Annotated in this window: 23 protein-coding genes and 4 tRNA genes; 11 read left to right on the plus strand and 16 right to left on the minus strand. The window is 40.0% G+C overall.

Annotated elements, in window-relative coordinates:
* Positions 1–13 precede the first annotated feature (13 nt).
* Positions 14–1,894 carry an MFS transporter gene (locus ACNSN3_RS11990; RefSeq protein ID WP_418607497.1) on the minus strand — a complete coding sequence of 627 codons (1,881 nt, stop codon included), beginning with the start codon at positions 1,892–1,894 and terminating at the stop codon, positions 14–16.
* Between the two features lie 233 nt (positions 1,895–2,127).
* Here ACNSN3_RS11990 and ACNSN3_RS11995 point away from each other — a divergent pair, with 233 nt between their 5' ends.
* The 3 genes from ACNSN3_RS11995 (at position 2,128) to ACNSN3_RS12005 (ending at position 4,019) form a co-directional block, all read left to right on the plus strand.
* A complete protein-coding gene (locus tag ACNSN3_RS11995; protein WP_008111401.1) occupies positions 2,128–2,907 on the plus strand; it encodes a DUF2189 domain-containing protein in 780 nt (259 codons plus the stop codon).
* A 172-nt stretch (positions 2,908–3,079) separates the two neighbouring features.
* Complete coding sequence (locus tag ACNSN3_RS12000) at positions 3,080–3,499, plus strand: HPP family protein (RefSeq protein WP_418607499.1); 420 nt, start codon at positions 3,080–3,082, stop codon at positions 3,497–3,499.
* A 157-nt stretch (positions 3,500–3,656) separates the two neighbouring features.
* Positions 3,657–4,019, plus strand: coding sequence for a DUF2237 family protein (locus tag ACNSN3_RS12005; RefSeq protein ID WP_418607501.1), 363 nt, complete (start codon positions 3,657–3,659; stop codon positions 4,017–4,019).
* Between the two features lie 33 nt (positions 4,020–4,052).
* On the opposite strand, the gene corA is transcribed toward ACNSN3_RS12005, so the two are convergent.
* Positions 4,053–5,009, minus strand: coding sequence for a magnesium/cobalt transporter CorA (corA, locus tag ACNSN3_RS12010; RefSeq protein WP_010387561.1), 957 nt, complete (start codon positions 5,007–5,009; stop codon positions 4,053–4,055).
* Between the two features lie 347 nt (positions 5,010–5,356).
* Between corA and dps the strand changes: the two genes are divergently transcribed.
* Together dps and ACNSN3_RS12020 are read left to right on the plus strand one after the other, a co-directional pair.
* Positions 5,357–5,881, plus strand: a complete 525-nt coding sequence (dps, locus tag ACNSN3_RS12015) for a DNA starvation/stationary phase protection protein Dps (protein ID WP_054201878.1) — start codon at positions 5,357–5,359, stop codon at positions 5,879–5,881.
* A 254-nt stretch (positions 5,882–6,135) separates the two neighbouring features.
* Positions 6,136–6,588, plus strand: coding sequence for a c-type cytochrome (locus ACNSN3_RS12020; RefSeq protein ID WP_418607503.1), 453 nt, complete (start codon positions 6,136–6,138; stop codon positions 6,586–6,588).
* Between the two features lie 54 nt (positions 6,589–6,642).
* On the opposite strand, the gene ACNSN3_RS12025 is transcribed toward ACNSN3_RS12020, so the two are convergent.
* Positions 6,643–7,353, minus strand: a complete 711-nt coding sequence (locus tag ACNSN3_RS12025; RefSeq protein ID WP_418607505.1) for a VC0807 family protein — start codon at positions 7,351–7,353, stop codon at positions 6,643–6,645.
* A gap of 297 nt (positions 7,354–7,650) precedes the next feature.
* On the opposite strand from ACNSN3_RS12025, the gene ACNSN3_RS12030 reads away from it, so the two are divergent.
* The gene (locus tag ACNSN3_RS12030) at positions 7,651–8,976 is read left to right on the plus strand and encodes an MFS transporter (protein ID WP_418607507.1); all 1,326 of its coding nucleotides are present in this window, start codon (positions 7,651–7,653) and stop codon (positions 8,974–8,976) included.
* An 84-nt stretch (positions 8,977–9,060) separates the two neighbouring features.
* On the opposite strand, the gene ACNSN3_RS12035 is transcribed toward ACNSN3_RS12030, so the two are convergent.
* Both ACNSN3_RS12035 and ACNSN3_RS12040 read right to left on the minus strand, forming a co-directional pair.
* Complete coding sequence (locus tag ACNSN3_RS12035; protein ID WP_010387555.1) at positions 9,061–9,771, minus strand: hypothetical protein; 711 nt, start codon at positions 9,769–9,771, stop codon at positions 9,061–9,063.
* An 80-nt stretch (positions 9,772–9,851) separates the two neighbouring features.
* Complete coding sequence (locus ACNSN3_RS12040) at positions 9,852–10,145, minus strand: hypothetical protein (protein ID WP_418607509.1); 294 nt, start codon at positions 10,143–10,145, stop codon at positions 9,852–9,854.
* Between the two features lie 86 nt (positions 10,146–10,231).
* Here ACNSN3_RS12040 and ACNSN3_RS12045 point away from each other — a divergent pair, with 86 nt between their 5' ends.
* From ACNSN3_RS12045 to ACNSN3_RS12055, 3 genes are read left to right on the plus strand one after another with little or no spacing between them, the layout of a single operon-like run.
* A complete protein-coding gene (locus ACNSN3_RS12045; protein ID WP_075169801.1) occupies positions 10,232–10,864 on the plus strand; it encodes an energy transducer TonB in 633 nt (210 codons plus the stop codon).
* Positions 10,865–10,878: 14 nt separating this feature from the next.
* Positions 10,879–11,469, plus strand: coding sequence for a sigma-70 family RNA polymerase sigma factor (locus tag ACNSN3_RS12050; RefSeq protein ID WP_075169802.1), 591 nt, complete (start codon positions 10,879–10,881; stop codon positions 11,467–11,469).
* The gene (locus tag ACNSN3_RS12055) at positions 11,456–12,067 is read left to right on the plus strand and encodes a hypothetical protein (RefSeq protein WP_075169803.1); all 612 of its coding nucleotides are present in this window, start codon (positions 11,456–11,458) and stop codon (positions 12,065–12,067) included. The genes ACNSN3_RS12050 and ACNSN3_RS12055 overlap by 14 nt, the downstream gene beginning before the upstream one ends.
* Before the next feature lie 87 nt (positions 12,068–12,154).
* Here the strand turns inward: ACNSN3_RS12055 and ACNSN3_RS12060 are convergent, their stop codons facing one another.
* On the minus strand, positions 12,155–13,831 hold the full coding sequence (locus ACNSN3_RS12060) for a KAP family P-loop NTPase fold protein (RefSeq protein ID WP_418607511.1): 1,677 nt from the start codon (positions 13,829–13,831) through the stop codon (positions 12,155–12,157).
* Between the two features lie 403 nt (positions 13,832–14,234).
* Here ACNSN3_RS12060 and ACNSN3_RS12065 point away from each other — a divergent pair, with 403 nt between their 5' ends.
* Together ACNSN3_RS12065 and ACNSN3_RS12070 are read left to right on the plus strand one after the other, a co-directional pair.
* Positions 14,235–14,684 (plus strand): carboxymuconolactone decarboxylase family protein, encoded by a 450-nt coding sequence (locus ACNSN3_RS12065; protein ID WP_010393059.1) that lies wholly within the window; start codon positions 14,235–14,237, stop codon positions 14,682–14,684.
* A complete protein-coding gene (locus tag ACNSN3_RS12070; RefSeq protein ID WP_418607514.1) occupies positions 14,674–15,411 on the plus strand; it encodes a helix-turn-helix domain-containing protein in 738 nt (245 codons plus the stop codon). The genes ACNSN3_RS12065 and ACNSN3_RS12070 overlap by 11 nt, the downstream gene beginning before the upstream one ends.
* Before the next feature lie 97 nt (positions 15,412–15,508).
* On the opposite strand, the gene ACNSN3_RS12075 is transcribed toward ACNSN3_RS12070, so the two are convergent.
* The 10 genes from ACNSN3_RS12075 to prfB form a co-directional block, all read right to left on the minus strand.
* Entirely contained in the window at positions 15,509–16,885 is a 1,377-nt protein-coding gene (locus ACNSN3_RS12075; protein ID WP_021033151.1) for a Na+/H+ antiporter NhaC family protein, read from the minus strand.
* 107 nt (positions 16,886–16,992) lie between these two features.
* A complete protein-coding gene (gene pbp4b / locus ACNSN3_RS12080) occupies positions 16,993–18,651 on the minus strand; it encodes a penicillin binding protein PBP4B (RefSeq protein ID WP_418607516.1) in 1,659 nt (552 codons plus the stop codon).
* Between the two features lie 10 nt (positions 18,652–18,661).
* A complete protein-coding gene (locus ACNSN3_RS12085) occupies positions 18,662–19,837 on the minus strand; it encodes an exo-beta-N-acetylmuramidase NamZ domain-containing protein (protein WP_418607518.1) in 1,176 nt (391 codons plus the stop codon).
* 740 nt (positions 19,838–20,577) lie between these two features.
* Positions 20,578–20,654: transfer RNA gene (locus tag ACNSN3_RS12090), tRNA-Arg, on the minus strand.
* Positions 20,655–20,697: 43 nt separating this feature from the next.
* Positions 20,698–20,774 (minus strand) — tRNA-Arg (locus ACNSN3_RS12095).
* A 46-nt stretch (positions 20,775–20,820) separates the two neighbouring features.
* Positions 20,821–20,897, minus strand: a tRNA-Arg gene (locus tag ACNSN3_RS12100).
* 35 nt (positions 20,898–20,932) lie between these two features.
* A tRNA-Ser gene (locus ACNSN3_RS12105) sits at positions 20,933–21,025 on the minus strand.
* Between the two features lie 128 nt (positions 21,026–21,153).
* A complete protein-coding gene (locus ACNSN3_RS12110) occupies positions 21,154–21,336 on the minus strand; it encodes a hypothetical protein (protein WP_418607520.1) in 183 nt (60 codons plus the stop codon).
* 353 nt (positions 21,337–21,689) lie between these two features.
* Positions 21,690–23,225, minus strand: a complete 1,536-nt coding sequence (lysS, locus tag ACNSN3_RS12115; RefSeq protein WP_418607522.1) for a lysine--tRNA ligase — start codon at positions 23,223–23,225, stop codon at positions 21,690–21,692.
* Positions 23,226–23,251: 26 nt separating this feature from the next.
* A protein-coding gene (prfB, locus tag ACNSN3_RS12120; RefSeq protein WP_109874146.1) for a peptide chain release factor 2 occupies positions 23,252–24,350 on the minus strand; the annotation gives its coding sequence in 2 pieces (ribosomal slippage) (positions 23,252–24,274 and positions 24,276–24,350; 1,098 coding nt in all).
* Between the last annotated feature and the right edge of the window lie 87 nt (positions 24,351–24,437).

Genomic DNA, 24,437 nt, shown 5'->3' on the forward strand with positions numbered 1-24,437 from the left:
TTTTATTGCTAAGCTACTTTAAAGCAAGTACTCGATCACGTAAGTCATCGGCACTCACATTTTCAGACGCAACCGGCTCACCAATCGCTACGCTTACCAACGACCATTTGGGTCTAGGTAGTCGCCATTTAGTTTTTCGACTAAACATACTGCCCCATAATCCATCTAAATGAACTGGGATAACAGGCACAGGCGTGCGCTGAATTATTTTTTCAATACCACGGCGAAACACATCAACTTTGCCATCACCGCTGAGCTTTCCTTCAGGAAAAATACCCACTAACTCACCACGTTCCAATGCTTGTGCAATGTCATCAAAAGCTTTATTAAACGCCTTGGGATTTGATTTTTGACTATCAATTGGGATAGCTTTGGCCATTTTAAACAACCAATTAAGTGCCGGTGAATAATAAATAGGTGCAAATACAACAAATCGAATTGGCCTAGGTGACGCCGCTAAAATAAACATCCAATCAACAAAGCTAACATGATTACTTACCACCACCGCAGCCCCTTCATCGGGAATATTGAGCTCGCCTTTAGTGCGCACGCGATACATACAAATCGCTAAAATATAGATAATAAAACGTAAGAAAAACTCCGGTACTTTGGTGTATATGTACAGCGATATTAGTAAATTAAGCCCTGCTAATAACAACAGTAATTGTGAAATATCCCAGTGTAATAGCGTTAAAGTAACAATACTTAAAACGGCGCTGCCAACCATAAACAATGCATTTAACACATTGTTAGCTGCAATTACTCGTGAACGGCTATCGGGGTGAGTACGCTGCTGAATGAGTGCATACAAAGGTACCGTATAAAACCCCGCGGCAATACCAATTCCTGCCATCCAAACAAAATGCCATAGCATATCGCCAGTATTAATTACTTGCTCAAGAGTAAGCTGCAACTCATTAACTAAACGATAAGATTCAATACCAGGTTCTTGACTTAATAAATATAAAAATAAGGTAATTAACAGTGCACCAAAAGGCACAATACCCAACTCAATACGTGATCGCGATAGCTTTTCACACAATAAAGATCCTAATGCAATACTCAACGAAAACACCACTAAAGCAGCCGTCACCACCAACTCATCGCCTCCCATAACATGTTTTACGTAGTTAGGGAGCGCCGTTAGTATCACCGCACCAATAAGCCAAAACCAGCTGATCCCTAATACTGACTTACCCACCGACTCGGTTTGTGCGTTAAGCGCATTAAAAACACTTTTGGTTGAAGTAATAGGGTTAATCGATACTTTTAAATTAGCATCATTGGCTGCACTTTTAGGAATAAATCGACTGCTTAAAAAGCCAATAACTGCAAGGCTTACTATTGCGATACTGATATAAATAGGGCCCGCTGATTGGGTTATATAATAGGTGCCAAATACCGTGCCCAATAAAATTGCTACAAAAGTACCCGACTCCACCAGTCCATTCGCTTTAGTTAATTCATTTGGGGCCACATGCTGCGGTAAAATAGAGTACTTAAGCGGTCCAAAAAAAGTGCTTTGTAAACCCATTAAAAATACAGTACCTAACATTAACCAAACCTGCTCGGTTAAAATCGATACTACGCCCACCAGCATAATAGGTATTTCGCAAAACTTTACGATGCTGATTAGTTTTGATTTTTCCAACTTTTCTGCAATTTGCCCTGCCATGCCTGAAAATAGAAAAAACGGTAAAATAAATAATCCTGCCGCCAAATTAGAATAAAAGGCACCATCAGCTACCGTAGCAGCCTGAAAAATTAAAATAAGTAGGATTGATTGCTTATATACATTGTCATTTAAAGCAGAGAAAAACTGCGTCACAAACAGAGGTAAAAACCGTTTGCTACCCAGTAAAGATCCTTGAAATTGTTGTTTATTTTCCTTCATTACGGTCTCTTAAAATTAGCTTCAGGGCTTAGATTACCACTGTGGAAAAGAAATACGAACCCACTTTTTAAGTACGTGCTCAAACATAGATTTAAATAAACAAAATAGCTAACCCAACAAAAATGACTAACAAATGAACAATGCGACTAAATCAATCGTATAAGTTGTTTATGAGTTGTAAATAAAACATCTATGTTCTAAACCTAAAAGGTGACTAAAAAAGGAGCATCTTTATGCCAACTACAAACACAATAGACAAAGACACTAAATTCGCACGTTGTTTAGAGTGCAACAAAGTAAATACATTTGCCGCTTTTCATTGGCTTTCGTTAGCGTTTAAAGATATGGCGCGCGCGCCCATGTTGAGTTTAATTTACGGTTTAATCTTCACGCTTATTCCGGTAGCGATTGTTTACTCTGTTGTACTTACCGACAGCCACTTAGCTATTTTACCTGCAACCGTTGCTTTTGCTTTAATCGGTCCGGTATTCGCCGTTGGCTTATACGATGTAGCCTGGGAACTTGAAAAAGGCCACAAACCTACATTAAGCCATTCATTAAAATCAATGTTTCGTAACCCTGTAGGTGAATGGGGTTTTGCGGTATTACTCATGGTAATTATGATTATTTGGATGCGCCTAGCTGCAATTGTGCATGCGTTATACCCAAACCATGTAAACCCCACCTTTGAAGAACTTTCTGCGTTTTTAACTATAGGCAGCATTATCGGTGGAATTTTGCTGGTCAGTGTGTTTTCAATTTCTGCATTTACGCCGCAAATTATGATGGAAAGACGCGTTGATATAATGACCGCAGTCGTTTCTTCAATCCACGCAGTTAAAGAAAACTTTGCAGCTATGGTAGTGTGGTCAATTTGTATATTTGTACTAGTAGCGTTGGGCTTTGCTGCAGGTGCCGCTGGATTTATTATTATTATGCCACTACTTAGTTACGCTAGTTGGCATGGATACATTGCTGTTATTAAAACAAAAACACCACGTGGTTATGAATAATATTTACCTGTAGTTTTATCACTTAATTAAATGCTTTTTGGCATTTAATTAAGTGTTGCCTCTTCTCCCTCAGTTTATAAAATCCGTAAAAACCTTGATCTGAATAAGGTGCAAAGCTTAAAAATAGCGCTAATATAAGCTGATACACCACAGATAATATAAAGGAATAAACATGAGTCAAAACGTTACAGACTTAATGACAGCGAACCCATTTTCAGTGAACGTAAAAAGCACTTTGCATGACGCACATAATTTAATGAAAGAAAAAAACGTTCGCCATATTCCTGTTATTGACGAAAACGGCGCATTTGTCGGTATGCTCACACAAAAAATAATGGTCGCCAAAGTCATGGGTATCATGGCAACGTTTGGTGCTAATGCATTACAACGCAAAGAAAAACTCACAAAAGTAGAAGATATTATGGTGAGTGATTTTATTAGTGTAACCCCAGAGCAGCCGCTATCAGATGTCGTTAAATTTTTTGTAGATAATCGCCACGGTTGCATGCCCGTTGTTAGCGAGCAAGGTCAGCTAGTAGGTATTTTAACGTCTTCTGATTTTGTACGTTTAGCTGCAGCACTGCTCTCGTAAATATTCTTCTTTAGTGAAAACTGTATTTAGCTTTGCCAAATGCAGTTTTTACTCACTTAACAGATATATAAAATTAACAGCATAGATAGCTAAGTCACTAACAGCCTGTTATGGTAAACACCCTGCTTTTAATGGTTATTACAAGGTAAGTTTTCATATGGCTAATCAATTAAATGTACTAGGAACTCGCTTACAACTTTGCTGTGGCAACGGTGGCTATACCCGTGAGGGATTTTGTTATGTACCAGATTCAGACTTTGGCAATCATAGTGTATGCGCCATTATGACCGACGAATTTTTGCAGTTTTCCAAGGCGCAAGGCAACGATTTAATTAGCCCAAATCCTTTGTATGATTTTGCTGGTTTAAAAACTGGCGATAAGTGGTGCTTATGTGCGACTCGTTGGTATCATGCCATTGCTGCGAACGTTGCTCCTCCTGTGGTACTTGAAGCGACAAACCAAAAAGCGCTCGACATTATTCCGCTTGAAGTATTAAAAGCACATCAGTATCCCGGTTAATGGTTTGAGCGCTCAGCTTGCAACATTAAAGTATTACAACCACCCTTTATGTTTAAAAAATAAATAAGGGGCGAAGCCCGACAGCAACATAATGCCAATTGCAAATGGATAACCCCATTCCCAATGTAACTCTGGCATTATATTAAAATTCATACCATACACACTAGCCACTACTGTAGGCGGTAAGAAAACCACTGAAGCAATAGAGAAAGTTTTGATAATTTGATTTTGTTCAATATTAATAAAGCCCTGCGTTGAATCCATCAAAAAGTTTATTTTATCAAACAAAAAGGTACAGTGTGACATTAAGGTTTCTATATCAAGTACGATTTCTCGAAGTGACTCGCGCTCATCATTTTGCGCGCCTAAACGACGTATTAAAAACGAAATATTGCGTCGAGTATCCATTAAACATAAACGCACTTTACCATTAGCATCTTCTAAACGAGCTATGCGACCAACCGCTTCTTCTAGGTCTGAGTTATCTTCTTCAAGTACATATGCGCTAAGCTTCTCTAATTGATGATGCATGTCTTCAAGCATATCAGCATGGTTTTCAACTTTTTGATCAAATAAAGTAATTAATAACTGTTTTGCCGTATCACATGCCACCTGACCTTTGCGCGCTCTTAAGCGCAATAGTCTAAAGTCAGCCAGTTCCTCATCACGAATAGTAAGTAAACAATTGTTTTGCAACAAACAAGCTACAGTCACAGTATTGAACCGTCCTTCGTTAGGTGACATAAACAATGCATGTACATGCAAACCTTCGCTATCGATAAAGCACCTTGACGACGTTTCAATCTCTTCTACATCGACCGAATCAGGAAAAGTTATATTGAGCGTTTTTGCAAGCGCATTTTGCTCCTGCGGTGTTGGATTAATAGTATCAATCCAATGTGCATTCCTTATGGATACTTCAACAGGAGTATCGGGCAACGGCTCTAACTCTTTGATCACTCCTTGCTCGATGGAAAAAAACCTCAGCATACACTTCTCCTTTAATAGATCTTTGGGTTGAGTATATGTAACAGATCATTAATCAACAATGATAATACCTTCATTAGAACAACTATAAAGAGCAAGCTATTTGCTAACAATTTTTAGCACTTCGATTTTGCAGAATTTACAAAAAAGTGCATATTTTTCATACCCTTTGAGCTAAACACTTCTTAAAACTTTATTAAATAAAAATTAAACTTTTAAATTTCAATTACTTAAATCAAATAATCTATCGGCATGCCCATTGCTTCTATTAGTACAAGACGTGTTCGTTATCGCAATTAAAACACTCACTTGAGTAAAGCGAACACTATTTTAAAATAGCAGGAGGAATAATGAGTAACAGTAATAATGCAAACAAAGTCGCTGAATTTACCGCTCCCGGTGTAGAAAACGAATCAGCAAATAAAGCAATATCTGTTCTAGAAGATCGCATGGTAGCGCTAATTGATTTACAGCTAACTTTAAAACATATTCATTGGAATGTAGTAGGTCCAAACTTTATTGGCGTACATGAAATGCTAGACCCACAAGTTGAAACCGTGCGTGAAATGACCGACACCATAGCAGAACGTATTGCCACTTTAGGCGGCGTTCCGGTTGGTACACCAAAATCGATTGTTGATCGTCGTACATGGGAAGATTACGCCATCGGCAAAGGTTTAGTAACTGAACACCTAGCCGCCTTAGACAAAGTATATAACGGCGTTAACGGTGATCACCGTAAAGCTATTGAGTCACTCGGTGAGCTTGATCCGGTATCTGAAGATATGATCATTGCGCAACTTGCAGAGCTTGAGCAATATCAGTGGTTTGTGCGTGCCCATATAGAATCATCTACTGGTCAATTGAACAGTTAATATTTTAGATAAACGTTTAGTTTACGAAGCCCAGCAAGTTGCTGGGCTTTTTCATGCTTGTGATGTTTCATTCCATCATTAATTATCATTCAACTCTTTAGTTATTCTCCTTGAGCATATATGCACAACAATTAGGCTATTCGCCACTCTTTGACTACACTCAAATTAGGCTATTTCTTAAAAGAATCATTTGTTGACGCAAATGAATTTGCGTTAGTAATGCGTAAAATTAATTTGAGAATACAGGAGCTCTAATGAAATACACTCCACTAATCGTGTGTTTAATTGCACTCACAGGCTGTGATAAAGGAGTTGATTCTCCACGAGGTTTTAGCTTGCCAGAGGGGAATGCAGAACAAGGCAAAACCGTGTTTTTAAAATATAAGTGCTTGGCATGTCACACCCTTGCAGGCGTTGAAGATAGCAGCGTAACAAAACATGACGATATTTCTATTAAGCTAGGAGGTAATAAAACCAAAATAATTACTTATGCTGAGCTGGTCACGTCAGTGATCAACCCCTCACATCGGTTTTCTAGGCCTTATAGACCCGACGCCAGAAATGAAGATGGCAGCTCAAAAATGACGGTATTTAACGATACCATGACCGTATCTGAACTCACCGACTTAGTCACTTTTTTACAACCAAACTATAAACTTATTCCGTACCACAGAACTAATTACCAACTTTACTCTCACTACAAGTAAATATTGATAGCAAAAAAAACCGTTGTTAAGCAACGGTTTTTTTATGCGTTTTATCTACTCGGCATTTACCATATCTTCAAACTTCATACCGGTCAGCTTGGTCAGCACTTTAATCACATAAATAAAAATTCCAATCAGCATTATCATAGATGGAATCGCGATCACTGGATAACTCAATAGCGTCATTTCACCAAGTTGCTCGTTAAATTCCACGCTACCTGCTGGGCTAGTAACAATCCATTTAGCTAAGAGGTAATTCATCGTTGATGAAAACACAAAGGTCAGTGCTAATAAGTAATTAGCATTAGTAATCTTTTGTTTAAAGTTTTGCGTATTGCCTCGCTCAGCAAGGGCATCGTAAATAGTGTCTAACTTAAATAAAAGTGAGTTTAATAAGAGCTTGGCTAGCAAGGGTTTACCAAAAAAGCCCGACATCAGCACGGTAAAACCAATGATTGCTGGTATAGCCGCTTCTTTAATTGCTAACCACTCAACATTAAGCTCAAACAGCGCAATACCACCGGTAAGCAAAGTACTTAAAAAGCCCAAAAGTGAAATAAAATTTAATGAGCCCGCTTTTATAAAATCATAAATACCGTAACTAATAGGGAATATAAGCGCCACAATTAAGCCAATCACGCTGCCTAAATATTCAGGCCCTGAAAATTTCATTAAAATGACTGAAGGTATGATGATATTAAATACGATTTCGATAAGCGGATTATTCTTTTTACGCTTATTTATAGCTTGATTATCACTGGTCATTTTTAATTCCAAAAAATATTACTGCTGCCATTAGCGCCTCTCTAAAGAGTAAGTAATGCTGAAAATTATCTTTATGCATAATACCCGCAATACACTCGCTATTCTAGCATCGCACTTAACCGTCCGATTTTTTAGATCGCTATTTTATCCAAAGCTATTTTTATCAATAAATAATTTATCGACCGCTCTATATTCTTATACTGAGTGTTCATTATTACAGAGCACATTTTTTACAGCTTGGAAAACCTTCATGCTTGCTCTAGTATCTAGTTGTCTTAGCTCATAATTTGCATCTTAATGAAATCATTTCCATCACTGTATTTTGCCAATTTATTTTTAATTATTGGTACCGGCTTACTTACAACCTATTTAGCCCTTTACTTAGGTAAACAAGACACGTCTACGTTTTGGATAGGCCTAATGACCTCGTGTTATTACCTTGGCTTATTACTGGGTTCAAAACTTGGCTATCATTTAATTAAATCGGTGGGTCACATCAGAACCTTTGCCGCAAGTACCGCTGCAGTGACAGCCTGTGTGGCCGCACACGGAGTAAGCGACAATCTATATATATGGTTAGGCCTTAGGCTTTTTGTTGGCTTAGGGATGATGTGTAATTACATGGTGCTAGAAAGCTGGCTAAACGAACAATCAGCGCCTGAATCTCGCGGGCGAGTCTTCTCTTTTTATATGATCACCTCTTACTTAGGGATGATTTTAGGCCAACTAGCGCTCGCACAATTTCCTGAGCTAGGGTATGCACCGCTATTTTTAGTGTGCATGGCATTGGCTATCGGTATTATTCCAATTTCTATCACTCGCAGAATTCACCCAAAACCGTTAAAACCGATAAAAATGAGTCTGTTTGATTACGCTAAAAAAGTGCCACAGTCGCTTACTGCGGTGCACTTTGCAGGCATTATCAATGGTAGTTTTTATGGCCTAGCGCCTATATTTGCTAAACTATCTGGCTTTGGCGCCGCAGAAATTGCTATTTTTATGTCGGTGACTATTTTTGCTGGTTTGCTAGCCCAGTGGCCAATGGGGATGCTCTCTGATCGCGTTCGCCGTAGTGTGTTAATTCGAACTAATGCAGCAGCTATCGGTGTTGTAAGTTTGGCATTGTTTTTATTGCCTACTTCACAACTAACAGCTTACATACTCACTTTTATCTTTGGTTTATTTGCGTTTACTTTATATCCGCTTTGTTCTGCGCTAGCTAATTCGCGGGTTGAGGACGAAGAGCGCGTAGGCGTATCATCTGCATTATTAGTCGCTTTTGGCGCCGGTGCAGCAATAGGCTCAACAGTTAACGCACAGCTGATGACCTACTTTGGTCACCAAGCATTGTATGCGTCAATTTCGCTATTAACCGTGGCTATGTACTTACTACTAACCTTTATTAACTCTAAACAAAAAGTTGAACAGCCAGAACCCAGTGATTATGTGGTCGGTACATCCGATGTTACAAACTCGCCACTGGCCGCTACGATGGATCCGCGCATTGAAGAAACCACCGCGCAAGATCAAATGCTGGTTGTAGATGAAGAAGAAGATGAATTTTTTGAGCATCCCCAAGGGGAGCTGTTTAAAGATCTTCACGAAGATGACGTGAAAAATTAACTTATACTGCTTTTAATGCTTTCAAAACACGCTAAGCAAACATCAATTAAGGGAGTAATTATACTCCCTTAATTGTTTTAGCTTTTAAGCAAATCCTGTTTCAATATCTCGAAAAGTCCACTTCCCATTTGGATCTGCAATATCAATTAACTCGCATGCCTTTTTATTCCATGCAGCCAAGCAAGTAATATAGTTTGTTAGTTGGTGATATGCACGATCAGGGGCGTCAGGGCGAATTCTCGACATAGTAAACCCTGAATAAGTAGCACCGCTTCCCACCCAGCTCACAATTGAAGAAGCAACACTACCACCAGGAACAGCAAAACCAACAGTTGTAGTAACAAGGCCTAAAATAGTTGCCGCTTTCTCAACACTATTACCTGTTTTCATAATATCTTCGTTTATCACTGGGTGTAATAAAGCTAATAAGTTGATTGCTTGGGGCTGATTTGAAGCAATAGCAACATCGTTAGATGTTTTTGCAACACTACCGGGTGCTGAAGCTCCCCCACGCATAGCAGGAAGTAAGCTATTAAAAGATTTTTGACTATTATTACTGGTAGAAAAAACAACGGACTGTGTCGTTAAGCCACCGGCTTTAACACGCTTTTGATCCCTAGGTGTTACAGTAGATTTATAGGTGCGTTGTAAGCGGCGATAAACCGCAGCACTGCACTGTGTCATTTGGATTGCCAAAGCGGCTTGCTCTTTGAAAGCCCGCCCAATAGCGCGCTCAGAAAGTTGAGTTAGTTGCGCTTTTTTCTTCAGCACATTTTGACCAATGATAATATCCACAAAAATATCCTTATTTATTATATGATAAGGCCGATTCTAGCATAATGCTAAGCAGAGATAACAGCCCAAAAAGAAAAACCTCATTGGCTTATCTGTGGCTTAAGATCGTTTAAATCTAAATGGATAGTCATTTCAAAATTATCAGGCTGTACAGCAACATCACTCAAACCTGTTCTCGCAAAATAATCTTCAAAGTCTTGCTGATATTTAGCCGAAAACTGCGTATACGCGGTAATAAACAAACTCAACTTTTTAGCTATTATTGGATAGGTAGCGGCAAGTTCCCGCAGTTTTTCAGGTTCAGCAAAGGCAAATTCAGCATAAATATTAAAGTCGTTTCCGACAGAGGTTTTACCATGTCTAGATAAAAACAATTAAATTTTAAAACTATTTCACCCCTTTTCTATCTGCCAGCCGTTATAGCTCTGAAACAACATTATAAGTTAATTTGGAGCGGCTTATGCACACACTTGAATTTCCTAAAAACCCCATGTTCAAAACATCAACAGCTGTTATTGGCGGTGCTGTGATGACCTTTATTGCATTTGCCTTTATGCAATACTTAATTAGTGGCGAACAAAGAGCACCTATAACATTGGGTGATGATATTACTGTTGAGATTTTTCAAGCACCAGAAGATAAACAAACCACGCATATTAAAAGAATACCGCCACCACCCACACCTAAAGTGCCGCCTAAAGCACCACCACGTGTAACACCTAGTAATGAGCCAATAACAGCAATAAGCACAGCACCACCCATAGTAATTGACGGATTTGGTGACGGTATGAAGCAAACACTTACCCGCCCTACGGGAGATGCTTCACCCATTGTACGTATAAATCCTAAATACCCAACTAGCGCAGCACGTGATGGTATAGAAGGCTGGGTACAACTTAGCTTTAATATTTCACCCACAGGTGAAGTGATTGATGCCACAGTAGTAAATGCCGAACCAAAACGCATATTTGATCGCGAAGCACTTCGCGCAATTAAACGCTGGAAATATCGTCCAAAAGTAATTGAAGGTGTGGCACAATTACAAACAGGTCAAACCGTACAGCTTGATTTTAAATTAGACAGTTCGCAGTAAAGGAATAAGCGCCTATGCTATTGAGTATTAAGTCATGGTTATTTGAAGCGCCAAGCAAAGACTGCATGGCGCGGTATGCAAAAAGTGGCGACAACCGCCACTTAGAGCAGCTTATTGCCTTATACAGTAACGATTTATATCACTACCTAGTTACCCAGTCTAATACACAGTTAGCCTACGATATAAGCCAACAAACATGGCTCAAAGTAATCGAAAAGCGCCATCTGTACCAAGCGCAAACCACGCCTAAAGCCTGGTTATTTCGACTCGCACGTAACACTCTGATAGACGAATACCGCAAACAGCAACACTTTGTCGAGCTTGACGAAAACAGCCAACTGCCTGCGCAAAATAACAATCAAAGTGAATTAACAAGTAGTGACTCACACATAGGCGACACATACATAAGTTATGAAGCGTTTAATGCTGCGCTCAAGCAACTTAGCTTTGTGCAGCGCGAAGCCATCACCTTACAACAAGAAGGCTTTAGCCTTGCCGACATAGAACTTATAACGCAAAGCAACGCCCAAACCATAAAAACAAGGCTACGCTACGCCAAACAAAACCTAAAACAATTATTAGGAGATTATAATGAACAAGCCTGATGAGCAGTTTGATGAAAAGCTCACACAACATTATAACGAGCGTAAAGCACGCACCAGACTTTCGCACGCTCAGCAACAGGCGTTAAAACATAGCGTAATCCAAAAACAACCTAAAAAGCTTGGCTTTGCCCTGCAACTCACAAGCCTTACCTGCGCATTGGGCTTACTGGCTTTTATAGTGCTCGACAGTAACAACGTGATAAATACTGCCCCTAAAACCGTATTAAACACCATAGACATACACGACTACTCGTTTATAACAACGCATGAAATAGATCAAACAGGTAACTACGCAAGCACCATAACGCAACAAAAACGCGCGCTCGACACCCAGCTAGCAAACGACTTACGCCGCCATCAACAACACCATATAGAATACGGCACGCTCGTAAAGGTCGACAACGACTGGTACATAGCCAGTTGTAATGACGAAGTACTGGTACAAATTAAACAGTCGCTCTTAAGTGATTTAAAGGGAAGGCACGCAGTTGAAAGTAATATAAATACCGGTGATATGCTCGCCATGGCGCATAATGGCAAAGGGCAGATTATTGCGCTGAAGCATGCGGGGGTTGGGGTTAAGCAGTGTGGAGCTTAAGGTGGTTTAGCTCAGTTAAAGTTGGTGGTAATTTAGATAAATATTACCACCGAGAGCACTGAGGCGCTTCGTGCTGCACAGAGGTAGTTAACTATCGCCCATATAATCTAATGGTGAGGAAAGCTCTATAAAATCACGATATTGCTCTTTGGTAATTTCTTTATAGCCATCTTTTATATAAATATAACTTACCCATAATAGTGTAATATTGCCTACCCTAGGATTTCTCACATCAGCATTTGCTAAATTTAGTTCAGCGCTATGAAGTGCCGTTATGTTCTCACTACTTGAACTAACCATTAGAGCCACAGAATTTGTTGTATTATTAAATCCTCTGCAAAAGATACTATCTATAAATTCAGCTAGTTGTATAGAGTAATTTTCAGTAGGGAAATTATTATCTTCACTTTGACCATAACCTGAGTAGAAAGTATTTGTGTACGATAATGGCTCAATAAAGTATTTTATTTCTGCTAATTGCTGTTCTTCTTGAATACTCTGTTTTAAGTAATTATTTAAGTTTATATTTCGTACTTCACCTTTATGATTTTTTCCATCTCGTTTAAACCTTCCAGTTATTACCTCTTCATAAAGTGAGTGATCTTTTTCATAGATACAAAATAAAACTGCGAGTACGAGTACATCTACTTTTTTACCACTTGGTAAATTCATTATAATGGCTGTAATGCGCTCCGTAATTTGAATAGCTGTTCTTGCTGATACCTTAAAAGCATCTAATACAACAGAAATATTAGCTAAAGCAGTTTCGGGTGTTTCTGTGCGAGGAAGTAACTCAATATTTTTACTTTTTAAATACGCAGACTCAAATTTAGTTGTATCACTATGTACTGATAAAAAATTCTTTAAAACAGGTCTTTTTAGGCTATAACGGCTATTAAAAAAGCGACCTAAATAAACTTTTGCATCAAACCCTTCACCATATATTGATTTGATTGTATGTTGTAACTGCTCGGTATCCGTAGCCACAACAAACACGATGCCTTTTACGTCAAAAATATGTTTAATAGTCTCAAGCATCTCAACTGCATAACTCGGACGGCAGCGATCTAATTCATCGATAAAAATAAATATCGGTAACGATTTACCTTCCTGCTCTTCAAACTTACAGACCCAATCAGCTAACTTAGATTTTATTACTTCAATACTTTTGTTTTTAGCTTCATGATCTTTAATTAAGTTTTGCGCAAGCGCCTTTACAGCAGGCGAAAAGTCGCTGCCAGTTAACTTGTTAGAATTTTGCTTTTGATCATCTTCAATTTCTTCATCAGAGAATAGTAATGTGTGTAACTCATCTAAATCTATGCCTGATATTTTTTTAGTTAGGCCTTGTGCAATAGCAGGTGCAACAGCCTTAAACATCGAAACGGCACTTTTAGGAATAGTTATATTAAACTTAGCCTGACGTTGAAGCTGCTTGATGATACCTGCAATTACAGTTAAAAATGGGTCGTCTGAATAGTCTTGCTGCCATGCATCAATATATACAACAGGAAAATCGACTATTAATTCTCGTGACCAACGCTTAAGAAAATAGGTTTTACCTGCCCCCCATTCAGCATTGAGATTTAATACATAGTTTTTCTTTTGCTCATCATCAGGCCTACTTTTGTCAAAACCTTCTTGAGCCAATAGCCTTGATAAGAATGTGGCATAACGAGCACGATCTAATTTATCAGCAGGAAAATACTCCCCCAGTGAACGGTTGGTTGGCTTGTTCCAGTTGAAGTCTTTAATATCGTGCATTTAATTTCCCTTTAAACCATTCTTTTTCATATAGTGCCATACAACATTCAATAAACGTAACCTATTAATAAAAAGCTATTATTATTTACCTCTGTGTAGCACGTAGCGCCTCTGTGCCCTCAGTGGTGAAATTCGCTTTTACTCCTCCTACAATTTAAACAATCCCCTAGTGATTTTATCGTTGTACTCTAGCCACCCAAATGGTGATTTGTATCTTGGGATCGACGCCATAGGTATTTACCATATAGAGCCAAAGGGTAAGCTTTAGAAACTAATACACTGATCCTTGCTATTGCCAGAGCTTTTTTACCATTAACTTATTAGCGAAAGTCGCTTTTTTGCAATTATTTTTATTTACTCGTCACTAAACTAGATAACTGTTATTTATCTATTAGGAACGATTATGCAAAGAGCTAATTACTATACAGTTGAACCCGAGTTAATGACCTACTTGATTAAGCAAGAAGCACTGATCAAACGGAAAGTCGAAGCAAGCTTTGGATTAACAATTTGGGAGCTGCTAAAACTAAGAACATCACAGTTAAACCAATGTGCGTATTGCTTAGCAATGCATAGCAAACAAGCGCTGGAGTATGGCGAAAGTATTAACCGTATTATTGCCCTCAATGCGTGGCAAGACACGCCTCTTTATAACAAGAAAGAGCGTGCTGCATTAGCGCTTTGCGAAAAGTTAACCTTGTCACAGAACATTGATGATGACTTTTATCTTGTTCTTGCCGAGTTATTTGATCAACCAAATTTAGTTACCCTCACAGTGGCAATCAATGCTATAAATAGCTGGAATCGCATGGTGAAAATGTTTAAACCGACTGTTGAGTTTAATGAACGATAAACTATTACTTGATCTTTATAGTCCAACGGGCAATATCGCAAATTATGTACAAGCACTTTGGTTTGCTCGTGCCCAATTTTCAGGTGAGAGCTGGCTCCCCTGCGATGGTGCCCAAGGGGTGATATTTTTAATTTCTGGGCAGCTTAACTTAGCTGGCAAACCATTAAATCTCCCCTATTCCATGCAAACCATATCAACTCAATCAGAAAAAGTGACATTTACTGCAGGCTCCATTTTTTGTGGGATCAGGTTTAAGCCCGCAGGGCTTGCTCACCTAAAAAAGGTTAATCATTCCCTTGTTGCTCCAACCACTTTAACGGGTATTGCACAAGCGCTTAATCAACATGCGAGTTTAGATTCATTTATTGATTTATTATCAGTACACTTCAATGCACCAGAAGTACATCATCATACTATTGAGCATACACGAACACTGATCCATAAAATAATCAATCTTACTCCACTTACTACTGCTTACGATGATAGCCCAAAAGGCAGACGGCAATTAGAGCGTTACGTTAAAAATACCTGCGGCATTACCGCCAAACACTTAGCACGTATTTACAGAGTCAGGCAGGCCAAAAAATTGATAAAAGAAAACCCACTGCTAAGTTTGGCACAACTCGCTCTTGAATGCGGTTTTGCTGATCAATCCCATCTAAACAATGAATTCAATGCCATTTTGCAAATAACTCCCGCCAAATATAAAAAGTTAATTCATCAGTGAGTGCTGTGTTATTGCTGCTATGACAAACAAAAAAGCCTGCATATTTGCAGGCTTTAAACTCACTCACTTTGTTGGGTTTCGCTACGCTCAACCCAACCTACAAAACAATTAAGCTCGTTACTAAGTAAGCAACAAACGTTAGGCCGCCGCCAACTAATGCATAGGGTAACTGGGTTTTAACGTGGGTGAGTAAATCACAACCTGAGGCAATGGCTGATACTGCGCTGGTGTCAGATATAGGGGAGCAGTGATCGCCAAATATGCCGCCACCTAAAATAGCGCCCACCACCAGCGATGGCGGTAAACCAAGCGCTTGAATAAGCGGTACGCCAATGGGGATAAGTATGGCAAATGTGCCCCAAGATGTACCTGTAGTAAACGACATAACCGCACCGGTTAAAAACAGCACTGGCACTATTAAATATATTGGTAAGTAATCGCCAACCAAAGATGCCACAAACACCCCTGTACCTAGCTCTTTTAAGCTTGCGCCCAAGGTGAGCGAGAGCAATACAATACTTACCAGCGGGAGTAATTCGCCCATGCCTTTAAAGCCAGTATCGACTAATTGGTGGTGGGTAAACTGGCGCGAACTAATCATTAAACAATAGGCCACAACAATAGCCAACACCGTGGCATACAATACCGATTTTGAACCACTGCCCTCGGCAAGTACGCCGTTACCAGTGTAAAACATAAAACCGACCATGCTCACAATCAGCGTAAGTAATGGCACCAACATAAAGCGTGCTTTAGAGCCTTTTACTTCCTCTTTTAGCTCGGTTGTTTGTAGCTCTAGTTTTTGCTCGGCTACTTTCATTGGGCCATGTACTTTATCAAAGGCAATGGTATAAAAAACAATAACCAAGGTGATTATGGCGTAAAAATTATAGCCTACGCTGCCCCACAATACCGATACCGCCGACTCGCCTAATTCGTAATTACCTAACAAGCCCAGTACAAATGCACCCCAGCCATTTAATAAAATTAAAATACACACAGGGGCGCTGGTGCTATCGATTATGTAAGCTAAACGCGCGCGGCTCATTTTAAATTTGTCGAACAGGCCGCGAGATAAAATACCCGAGGTAAGCACACTTAAGTTTGACTCTATAAATACCGCAACGCCGGTAAACATAGTTAAAAAGCCCACTTGGCGCTTACTTTTAGCAACGCCTTTGTTCATCAGTAAATTAACAGTAGCAGCAACACCGCCAGATTCGCGAATATAGGCAAGTAAGGCGCCTATTAAAATACTAAAGATGAGTATGCGGGTATTACCGGGAGAACTGGCCACAGCAACTATGCGCTCAATGCTATTTAAAAACGTAGTAAATACGCTATTTCCTTCACCTTGTAGGGCAAGTAAAAATTCCGATGAAATTACCGCAACAAGCAGCGCCATAATGACTTCTTTGCGCCAAAACACAATAATAATGGCAATCAGCGGTGGCAAAATAGAATACCAATGCATAAACAAACCTTTTTAATTTTTATAATAAACGCGGCTTTAACAGCCTTGGTTAGTTAATAGTAAGCAGTTAACTTAATAGATTTACACCATTAAGTCACTCACTGAGTTTACTGATTTAACAGCGCCTCATAAATTAATGAAACAATAGAACCATATTGAGCTGTTTCATAGTTTTTACCTACAAACTGATAACGTTTTTCACTACCTTTAATTGGTGAATGGCGTGCATTGGTAAGTAAGATGATGGCTAAATCGTAAGCGGGATCAATCACAGTTACTGTGCCAGTCCAACCTGTGTGTCCATAAGCTTGTGGGCTGGCATACGGGCCAAAGTGCCAGCGCCGCGCTTGATTATTTCCTGCAAGACGAAAGCCTAAGCCGTAGGTTTCATCGGTACTTTGTGGGGTTAAAAACTGCGCCAAACTACTGGCATTAAAAATTTGCTTATCGCCGTAACCCCCCTTGTTGAGTAACACTTGGCATAAAACGGCTAAATCGGGGGCATTACTAAATAGTCCTGCATGGCCTGCTACACCATCAAGTGAATAAAAAGCACGCTCATCATGTACCTGCCCTTGCAATACATTGGTGCGAATATTATCAAAATGAATACGGCCATCGCGGGTATTTCCACTTAGCTCCGTGGCGGCAAACTGCTGACGATTAAAGCCTTTTTTAAGCGGGTTAAATAAAGTGTTGTTAAGCTTTAAAGGCGCGTAAATATGCTGCTCTAGGTATTTGTCGAGCGGTTGGCCGCTAATACGCTCAATTAAAACCCCTAAAATCATGTAATCAATGTCAGAGTAAACATGCTGGGCGCTTGGCTCACTGGCTAGTGGCACGCTGGTAAGCAGTAATTGTTTGGTGGTGTCGCTGGCTTGTGAAAAAAACGCCTCGCCATAGCGGGTGTCTTTTCGATGAAAGTCGAACACTGGCGGATAACCGGCTTTATGAGTGAGTAAGTCTTTAACTTGGCGCAGCTCTCGTCCATCGCCTTGGTATTCTGTTAGGTAATCACTCACTCTGTTATTTATGTTTAATTGCCCTTCGCTTACTAGTTTCATTAACGCAAAGTTAGTAGCAAATATTTTTGTGTTTGAGGCTAAATCAAAGAGTGTATTTGTTTGCATGGGCTCTGGGCGTAACAACATTAAGTCATTTTGCTGATATTGCTTGGCATCACCATAAGCGGTTAATTTTAATATCTTACCCGCTTTAATTACCGCTAATACCGCACCAGGAAAGCCCGCACTTACATCTTTTTCTATTAGCTTATCTACCGCACTAAAATCAATGGTTTTAGCCACTGAGCTATTTAGAGTAGCAAAGGCAAATCGCAGAGTTAAACTGCCGTCAGCAGGTTGAATGTTATCAACCTTAAAAGTGTTAACTCCGTTGTGAGTGTACTGCCCTAAATTAAAGGCATACTCAGTATTTTTTTGCAGGGTATCAAGCGCTAACTTTTTATTATTAATATAAATATCGGCACTTAAGGCACTTTCATTTTGTAGTAATAATTTTCCGCGCCCTTTATACGCTTTAAAGGTGCCACGATTATTTACATATTCTCTGCTGCTGGGGTTGGACTCAGGAAAGGTGGCAATCACCTGAGCATGAGCGAGGCTTTGTATTTGATTAGGAATAAACGGGCGCTGAGATTTAATTGCACTGCTTGCGCCACTGCAACCGGTAATAATAAAGCAAAGCGCAATTGTCAGCGCGTTAAAAAAAGTACGCTTTGCTAACACGGAAAAATTTAAATACACACCCATTCCTTTATTGGTAGAGCAAATAAGGCGCTCTTTGCTGTTTAAATTGCTCAAGCCCCGCTTGCCAACTTTGTTTAATTTCCTCAGCTGATCGCCCCGCTTCTATGGCAAGCCTGAGCTGATCAGTTCCTGCGAGTTTATCCATAAAGTCGGCACGTTCAAAAAACGGCTGTTTAGCCTGAGTCAGTTGCTGGTAAGCATTAATTAAATAATTTAAGTTTAAGCCAGTGGTATCACTATGGCGTAAATCAATCCCTTTCACCATTTGGTCTTTAAATTTAGGATTAAGCGCTGCGCCTTTTATTGAGCGAGGGGTAAAGCTAAAGTCCCCAAGTGCTACTGGTGAATAACCAATAACCTGAAATGCAAAGTCAGTTCCTCTACCTATGCTAACAGGAGTTGCCTCAAAAAAGCACAACGAGGGATACAGCGCTATTGATTGATCGTTGGGTAAATTAGGGCTTGGTTTTACCGGTAAACTATAACGACTGGTGCGAGTGTAATGATCAACAGCAATGACGCTCAGTTGTAACTCAGCTGCTTGGTTGATCCAGCCCTCGCCTTTGATCATTTTAGCTAGCTCGCCTACCGTCATACCGTGTAATACAGGGATTGGGTGCATACCCACAAACGATTTAAACTGCGGCTCTAAAATTGGCCCGTCAATGTGGCTAATATTAGGATTTGGCCTATCAAGTACCATAAATCCAACGCCTTGCTCAGCCGCGGCCTCCATCATGTAATGCATTGAGCTAATGTAGGTGTAAAAACGCACACCCACATCCTGAATATCAAAAATTATCACATCAACATCGCTAAGCACCTTGGCGCTTGGTTTTTTGTTTTTACCGTAAATAGAAATCAGTGGAATACCGGTTTTGCTATCAACGGCGTTTTTAACATGCGCTCCCGCGTCATGATCACCTCGAAAGCCATGCTCGGGTGCAAAAATTTTAGTGATGTTGATGTTTTTAGCCAGCAAGCTATCAACTAAATGCCTTTGCCCCACTACAGAAGTTTGATTAACCACCAGCCCTACACGCTTATTTTTTAATTGCGGTAAGTACAAAGCAAACTGTTCTGCACCTACTGTTATTGAATGTTTAGCCTCATTTGCGTGTGCGGTAACAGTAAAAAGTGCGCTTAAAATAAATAAGAATATAAAAAATACGGTTTTAAACATACAGCAAGATCCTTTTAAACAAGACGTTCAAAATAACACAGCCGAGTTTAAAGAGCAGCTTAGGTTTTAGGTTTTAGGTTTTAGGTTTTAGGTTTTAGGTTTTAGGAATGAGAAGCTGCGCTGCTAATATAAGCAAGTTCTTTGTATATTTAAGTTTTTAAAGCCGTTATTCACAAAGAGGTTAAGCGCCGCTGCGCTTTTAGAGAAGTGGCTGAATGCAAAATTTAGCGGTGTGTATAATTGGGTTTAACTGATATCTTGAAGACTTTCTTAAATTTCAGGCACAAAAAAACCGACTTAATGTCGGCTTATCTATGAAAGTGGTGGGCGCAGGACGTGTCTTGTAAGAGTGAACCTCCGACCGTCTGGTTCGTAGCTTACTACTTTTCCATATTCACTTTATTTCAGGCATAAAAAAACCGACTTTCGTCGGTTTCTTTTCTATTAACTTTAATAGTAATAGAAAGTGGTGGGCGCAGGACGTATCTTCTAAGAGTGGACCTCCGACCGTCGAGTGCAAACCCTACTGCTCTTCCAATTTCACTTTATTTTAGGCACAAAAAAACCGACTTAATGTCGGCTTATGTATGAAAGTGCTGGGCGCAGGACGTATCTTGTAAGAGTGAACCTCTGACAGTCTGGTTCGTAGCTAGCTACTTTGCCAATTTCACTTTATTTTAGGCACAAAAAAACCGACTTTCGTCGGTTTCTTTTCTATTAACTTTTGTAGTAATAGAAAGTGGTGGGCGCAGGAGGATTCGAACCTCCGACCGCCTGGTTCGTAGCCAGGTACTCTATCCAGCTGAGCTATGCGCCCACTTTCATATTTACTTATTTATACTCTAAGTGAGAGTTGAAAGTGGTGGGCGCAGGAGGATTCGAACCTCCGACCGCCTGGTTCGTAGCCAGGTACTCTATCCAGCTGAGCTATGCGCCCACTTTCATTTTTTCTTGTTTTAACTCTAAGCAGAGTGTGTAAAGAATGGTGGGCGCAGGAGGATTCGAACCTCCGACCGCCTGGTTCGTAGCCAGGTACTCTATCCAGCTGAGCTATGCGCCCATCTTTACGTTTACAAGATTTCGCCATTTAAAAAATGGTGGAGAGGGAGGGATTCGAACCCTCGATAGAGCTACAAACTCTATACTCCCTTAGCAGGGGAGCTCCTTCGGCCACTCGGACACCTCTCCGTCTTGTGGGGCGTATAATAAAGATTTCAGAAAATATGTCAAACACTTTTCTGACAAAAGTGACTATATGGCTATAGATTGCACACATGTCTGGTTTTAAAGTGTAATTAGTTTGAAAATTAATCAGGTTAGGTATTTGGAGTGCTTGAGTTTACACCCATCACTGGCACTAGTTCATCCGTAAGTTCAGCAAGATATTGCTCTTGGTAGCCCAATTTTTGAAACTCGGCAATACACGCGCGGTAATAAGCTTGTCGCTGTTGCTCAGTGGTGCTCTCATCGGGTAAAGATTCTACTTGTTTGCCTTTCATATTATTTATCTAAGTCCTTTAGAAATTTTTATTTTTACGACTAAGAATGACCGTGTACAAATTTCGGCCATATTTTAGCTAAAAAATTCACATAAATACAACATAATGTTTAAAAAACAATCATACCAAAAAGTTATAGCACTGCTTTAATGTTGCTAAGCAGTGAGGTAACTTTATGATAATGAAACTGAATTAAAGGTTAATATCCCTTTATACTTACATTTTATTATCAGTGTAGTACTTATTAATTAAAAGCCCTAATATGAAGTTTAGGCAATGTCTCACAAACAATAAGGCAAAAAAAACGCCGCTAATTAGCGGCGTTAATAATTTTATAGTTTATTCCTTCAAGCTTAGTCAGCTTGTGGGCGCATGTGCGGGAATAAAATAACATCTTTGATAGTTGATGAGTCAGTAAACAACATCACTAAACGGTCAATACCTATGCCCTCACCTGCCGTTGGTGGTAAACCATACTCAAGTGCGCGAATGTAGTCTTCGTCATAATGCATTGCTTCATCATCACCGGCGTCTTTTTCTTCAACCTGACGCGTGAAACGCTCTGCTTGATCTTGTGCATCGTTAAGCTCAGAGAAACCATTTGCAAGCTCACGGCCACCAACAAAGAATTCAAAGCGGTCAGTTACAAATGGGTTTTCGTCGTTACGACGTGCAAGTGGAGATACTTCCCACGGGTAGCCTGTGATAAATGTAGGTTGGATAAGCATATGCTCAGCCGTTTCTTCAAATATTTCACATAAGAACTTACCTGGGCCCCATACGCAGTTTTCAGGAATTTTAACGTGTACTTGTTTAGCGTACGCTTTTAATTCTTCAAAGTGGTTTTCTGGGTCGTTAAATACCGCTGCATCAAACTCTGGGTTATATTTTAAGATAGCATCTGCCATGCTTAAACGCGTGAACGGTTGACCAAAGTCATACTCGACTGAATCAACAACTTCGCCGTTTTCATCTTTAGTGGTGTTAACCACAATTGGGCTACCCAATACGTTAGTTGCAACTGTACGTAACATGTCTTCGGTGATGTTCATTAAATCAATGTAGTCAGCGTACGCTTGGTAGAACTCAATCATAGTGAATTCTGGGTTGTGGCGTGTCGATAACCCTTCGTTACGGAAGTTACGGTTAATTTCGAATACGCGGTCAAAACCACCTACCACTAAACGCTTTAAGTAAAGCTCTGGTGCAATACGCAAGTACATGTCGATATCAAGCGCATTATGATGCGTTACAAACGGACGTGCCGTCGCGCCACCAGGAATAACCTGTAGCATTGGCGTTTCTACTTCCATAAAATCGCGGTCAGCTAAAAAGCGACGAATGCCTTCAACTACTTGTGAGCGAATGCGGAATGTTTCACGCGTTGCTTCGTTAGTAATTAAATCAACATAACGTTGGCGGTATTTAGTTTCTTGATCTGATAAACCATGGAATTTTTCTGGTAATGGGCGAAGTGACTTAGTCAGCAGTTCGTACTCTGTCATTTCTACGTATAAATCGCCTTTACCTGATTTGTTCAATGCGCCTTTAACACCAATAATATCGCCAATATCAAGCTGACCATATTTTGCTTTTAAATCTTTTTGAACGTCTTTTGAGGCATATACTTGTACACGGCCTTTCATGTCTTGAATAGACATAAATGGACCACGTTTAGCAAGAATACGACCTGCAATCGATACCACATGCTGTAATTCGATTAGCTCTTCTTTACTCTTATCACCAAACTCAGCCTGCAAATCTGCCGTGTAATGCTCACGACGGAATTGGTTTGGATGACCGTTGGCTGGGCAATTTTCGCGAATAGCGTCTAATTTGCCGCGACGCTCAGCGATTAACTTATTTTCGTCTTGGATTTGATCAGTCATTTTTTAGCTCTTTTTTAGCTTGGTGGTTATAAACCAGATTTTAAGCTGGCTTCAATAAATTTATCTAGGTCGCCATCGAGTACCGCTTGAGTGTTACGGTTTTCAACGCCAGTACGTAAGTCTTTAATACGCGAGTCATCAAGTACGTATGAACGAATTTGACTTCCCCAGCCAATATCAGACTTGTTGTCTTCTTGGCTTTGCTTTTCAGCATTTTGCTGCTGTAGCTCAAGCTCAAATAATTTCGCTTTTAACTGCTTCATTGCTTGGGCTTTATTTTTATGTTGTGAACGCTCGTTTTGACATTGCACCACGGTATTGGTTGGTACGTGAGTAATACGTACTGCCGATTCAGTGGTATTTACGTGCTGACCACCCGCGCCAGATGCACGGTAAACGTCTATACGTAAGTCAGACGGATTAATATCAATCTCAATGTTGTCATCAACTTCTGGATAAACAAACGCAGATGCAAACGAAGTATGACGACGGCCACTTGAATCAAATGGGCTTTTACGAACTAGGCGGTGTACGCCTGTTTCAGTGCGTAACCAACCATATGCATACTCACCAGAAAAACGTACTGTTGCGCCTTTAATACCAGCAACATCGCCATCGGTCGCTTCAACAAGCTCTACTTTAAAGCCTTTTGCTTCACCCCAGCGTAAGTACATACGCAGTAAAATATTACACCAGTCTTGTGCTTCAGTACCGCCAGAGCCTGATTGTAAATCAAGGTAGGCATCGTTTGAATCGTGAGAGCCTGAAAACATACGACGAAACTCAAGCCCTTCAAGCTGCTGGTTTAAATCAGCTAGTTCGCTTTGTGCTTCATCAAAAGTGTCTTGGTCTTCAGCTTCAACAGCAAGCTCTACTAAACCTTCAACATCGTCAGTACCAGCAACAAGGTTATCGATTGTTTCAACCACGGCTTCTAGTGCTGACTTTTCACGACCAAGGGCTTGTGCGCGCTCAGGCTCATTCCATACGGCTGAATCTTCAAGTTCGGCGTTAACTTCTTCTAAACGTTCTTGTTTAAGAGCGTAGTCAAAGGTACCCCCGAAGCAGTTCAGTACGTTCGCGAATTTCCTTGATTTGATTAATCACAGGATTCACTTCAAACATGTACATTACTCCAAAATGGCTAGGTTATTGCGCACTTAAAAAAGAGACCGAGCGCAATTAAAAATCATTAAATAATAAAAACGCCCG

It is taken from the genome of Pseudoalteromonas sp. US3C1004, from assembly GCF_048401065.1.
GTDB lineage: Bacteria > Pseudomonadota > Gammaproteobacteria > Enterobacterales > Alteromonadaceae > Pseudoalteromonas > Pseudoalteromonas undina.

Coding starts and splice junctions, on each gene's coding strand:
- ACNSN3_RS11990 (WP_418607497.1), bottom strand. CDS start 1,894: ATGAAGGAAAATAAACAACAATTTCAAGGATCTTTACTGGGTAGCAAA.
- ACNSN3_RS11995 (WP_008111401.1), top strand. CDS start 2,128: ATGCCAACTACAAACACAATAGACAAAGACACTAAATTCGCACGTTGT.
- ACNSN3_RS12000 (WP_418607499.1), top strand. CDS start 3,080: ATGAGTCAAAACGTTACAGACTTAATGACAGCGAACCCATTTTCAGTG.
- ACNSN3_RS12005 (WP_418607501.1), top strand. CDS start 3,657: ATGGCTAATCAATTAAATGTACTAGGAACTCGCTTACAACTTTGCTGT.
- corA (WP_010387561.1), bottom strand. CDS start 5,009: ATGCTGAGGTTTTTTTCCATCGAGCAAGGAGTGATCAAAGAGTTAGAG.
- dps (WP_054201878.1), top strand. CDS start 5,357: ATGAGTAACAGTAATAATGCAAACAAAGTCGCTGAATTTACCGCTCCC.
- ACNSN3_RS12020 (WP_418607503.1), top strand. CDS start 6,136: ATGAAATACACTCCACTAATCGTGTGTTTAATTGCACTCACAGGCTGT.
- ACNSN3_RS12025 (WP_418607505.1), bottom strand. CDS start 7,353: ATGACCAGTGATAATCAAGCTATAAATAAGCGTAAAAAGAATAATCCG.
- ACNSN3_RS12030 (WP_418607507.1), top strand. CDS start 7,651: ATGAAATCATTTCCATCACTGTATTTTGCCAATTTATTTTTAATTATT.
- ACNSN3_RS12045 (WP_075169801.1), top strand. CDS start 10,232: ATGCACACACTTGAATTTCCTAAAAACCCCATGTTCAAAACATCAACA.
- ACNSN3_RS12050 (WP_075169802.1), top strand. CDS start 10,879: ATGCTATTGAGTATTAAGTCATGGTTATTTGAAGCGCCAAGCAAAGAC.
- ACNSN3_RS12055 (WP_075169803.1), top strand. CDS start 11,456: ATGAACAAGCCTGATGAGCAGTTTGATGAAAAGCTCACACAACATTAT.
- ACNSN3_RS12060 (WP_418607511.1), bottom strand. CDS start 13,831: ATGCACGATATTAAAGACTTCAACTGGAACAAGCCAACCAACCGTTCA.
- ACNSN3_RS12065 (WP_010393059.1), top strand. CDS start 14,235: ATGCAAAGAGCTAATTACTATACAGTTGAACCCGAGTTAATGACCTAC.
- ACNSN3_RS12070 (WP_418607514.1), top strand. CDS start 14,674: ATGAACGATAAACTATTACTTGATCTTTATAGTCCAACGGGCAATATC.
- ACNSN3_RS12075 (WP_021033151.1), bottom strand. CDS start 16,885: ATGCATTGGTATTCTATTTTGCCACCGCTGATTGCCATTATTATTGTG.
- ACNSN3_RS12085 (WP_418607518.1), bottom strand. CDS start 19,837: ATGTTTAAAACCGTATTTTTTATATTCTTATTTATTTTAAGCGCACTT.
- ACNSN3_RS12110 (WP_418607520.1), bottom strand. CDS start 21,336: ATGAAAGGCAAACAAGTAGAATCTTTACCCGATGAGAGCACCACTGAG.
- lysS (WP_418607522.1), bottom strand. CDS start 23,225: ATGACTGATCAAATCCAAGACGAAAATAAGTTAATCGCTGAGCGTCGC.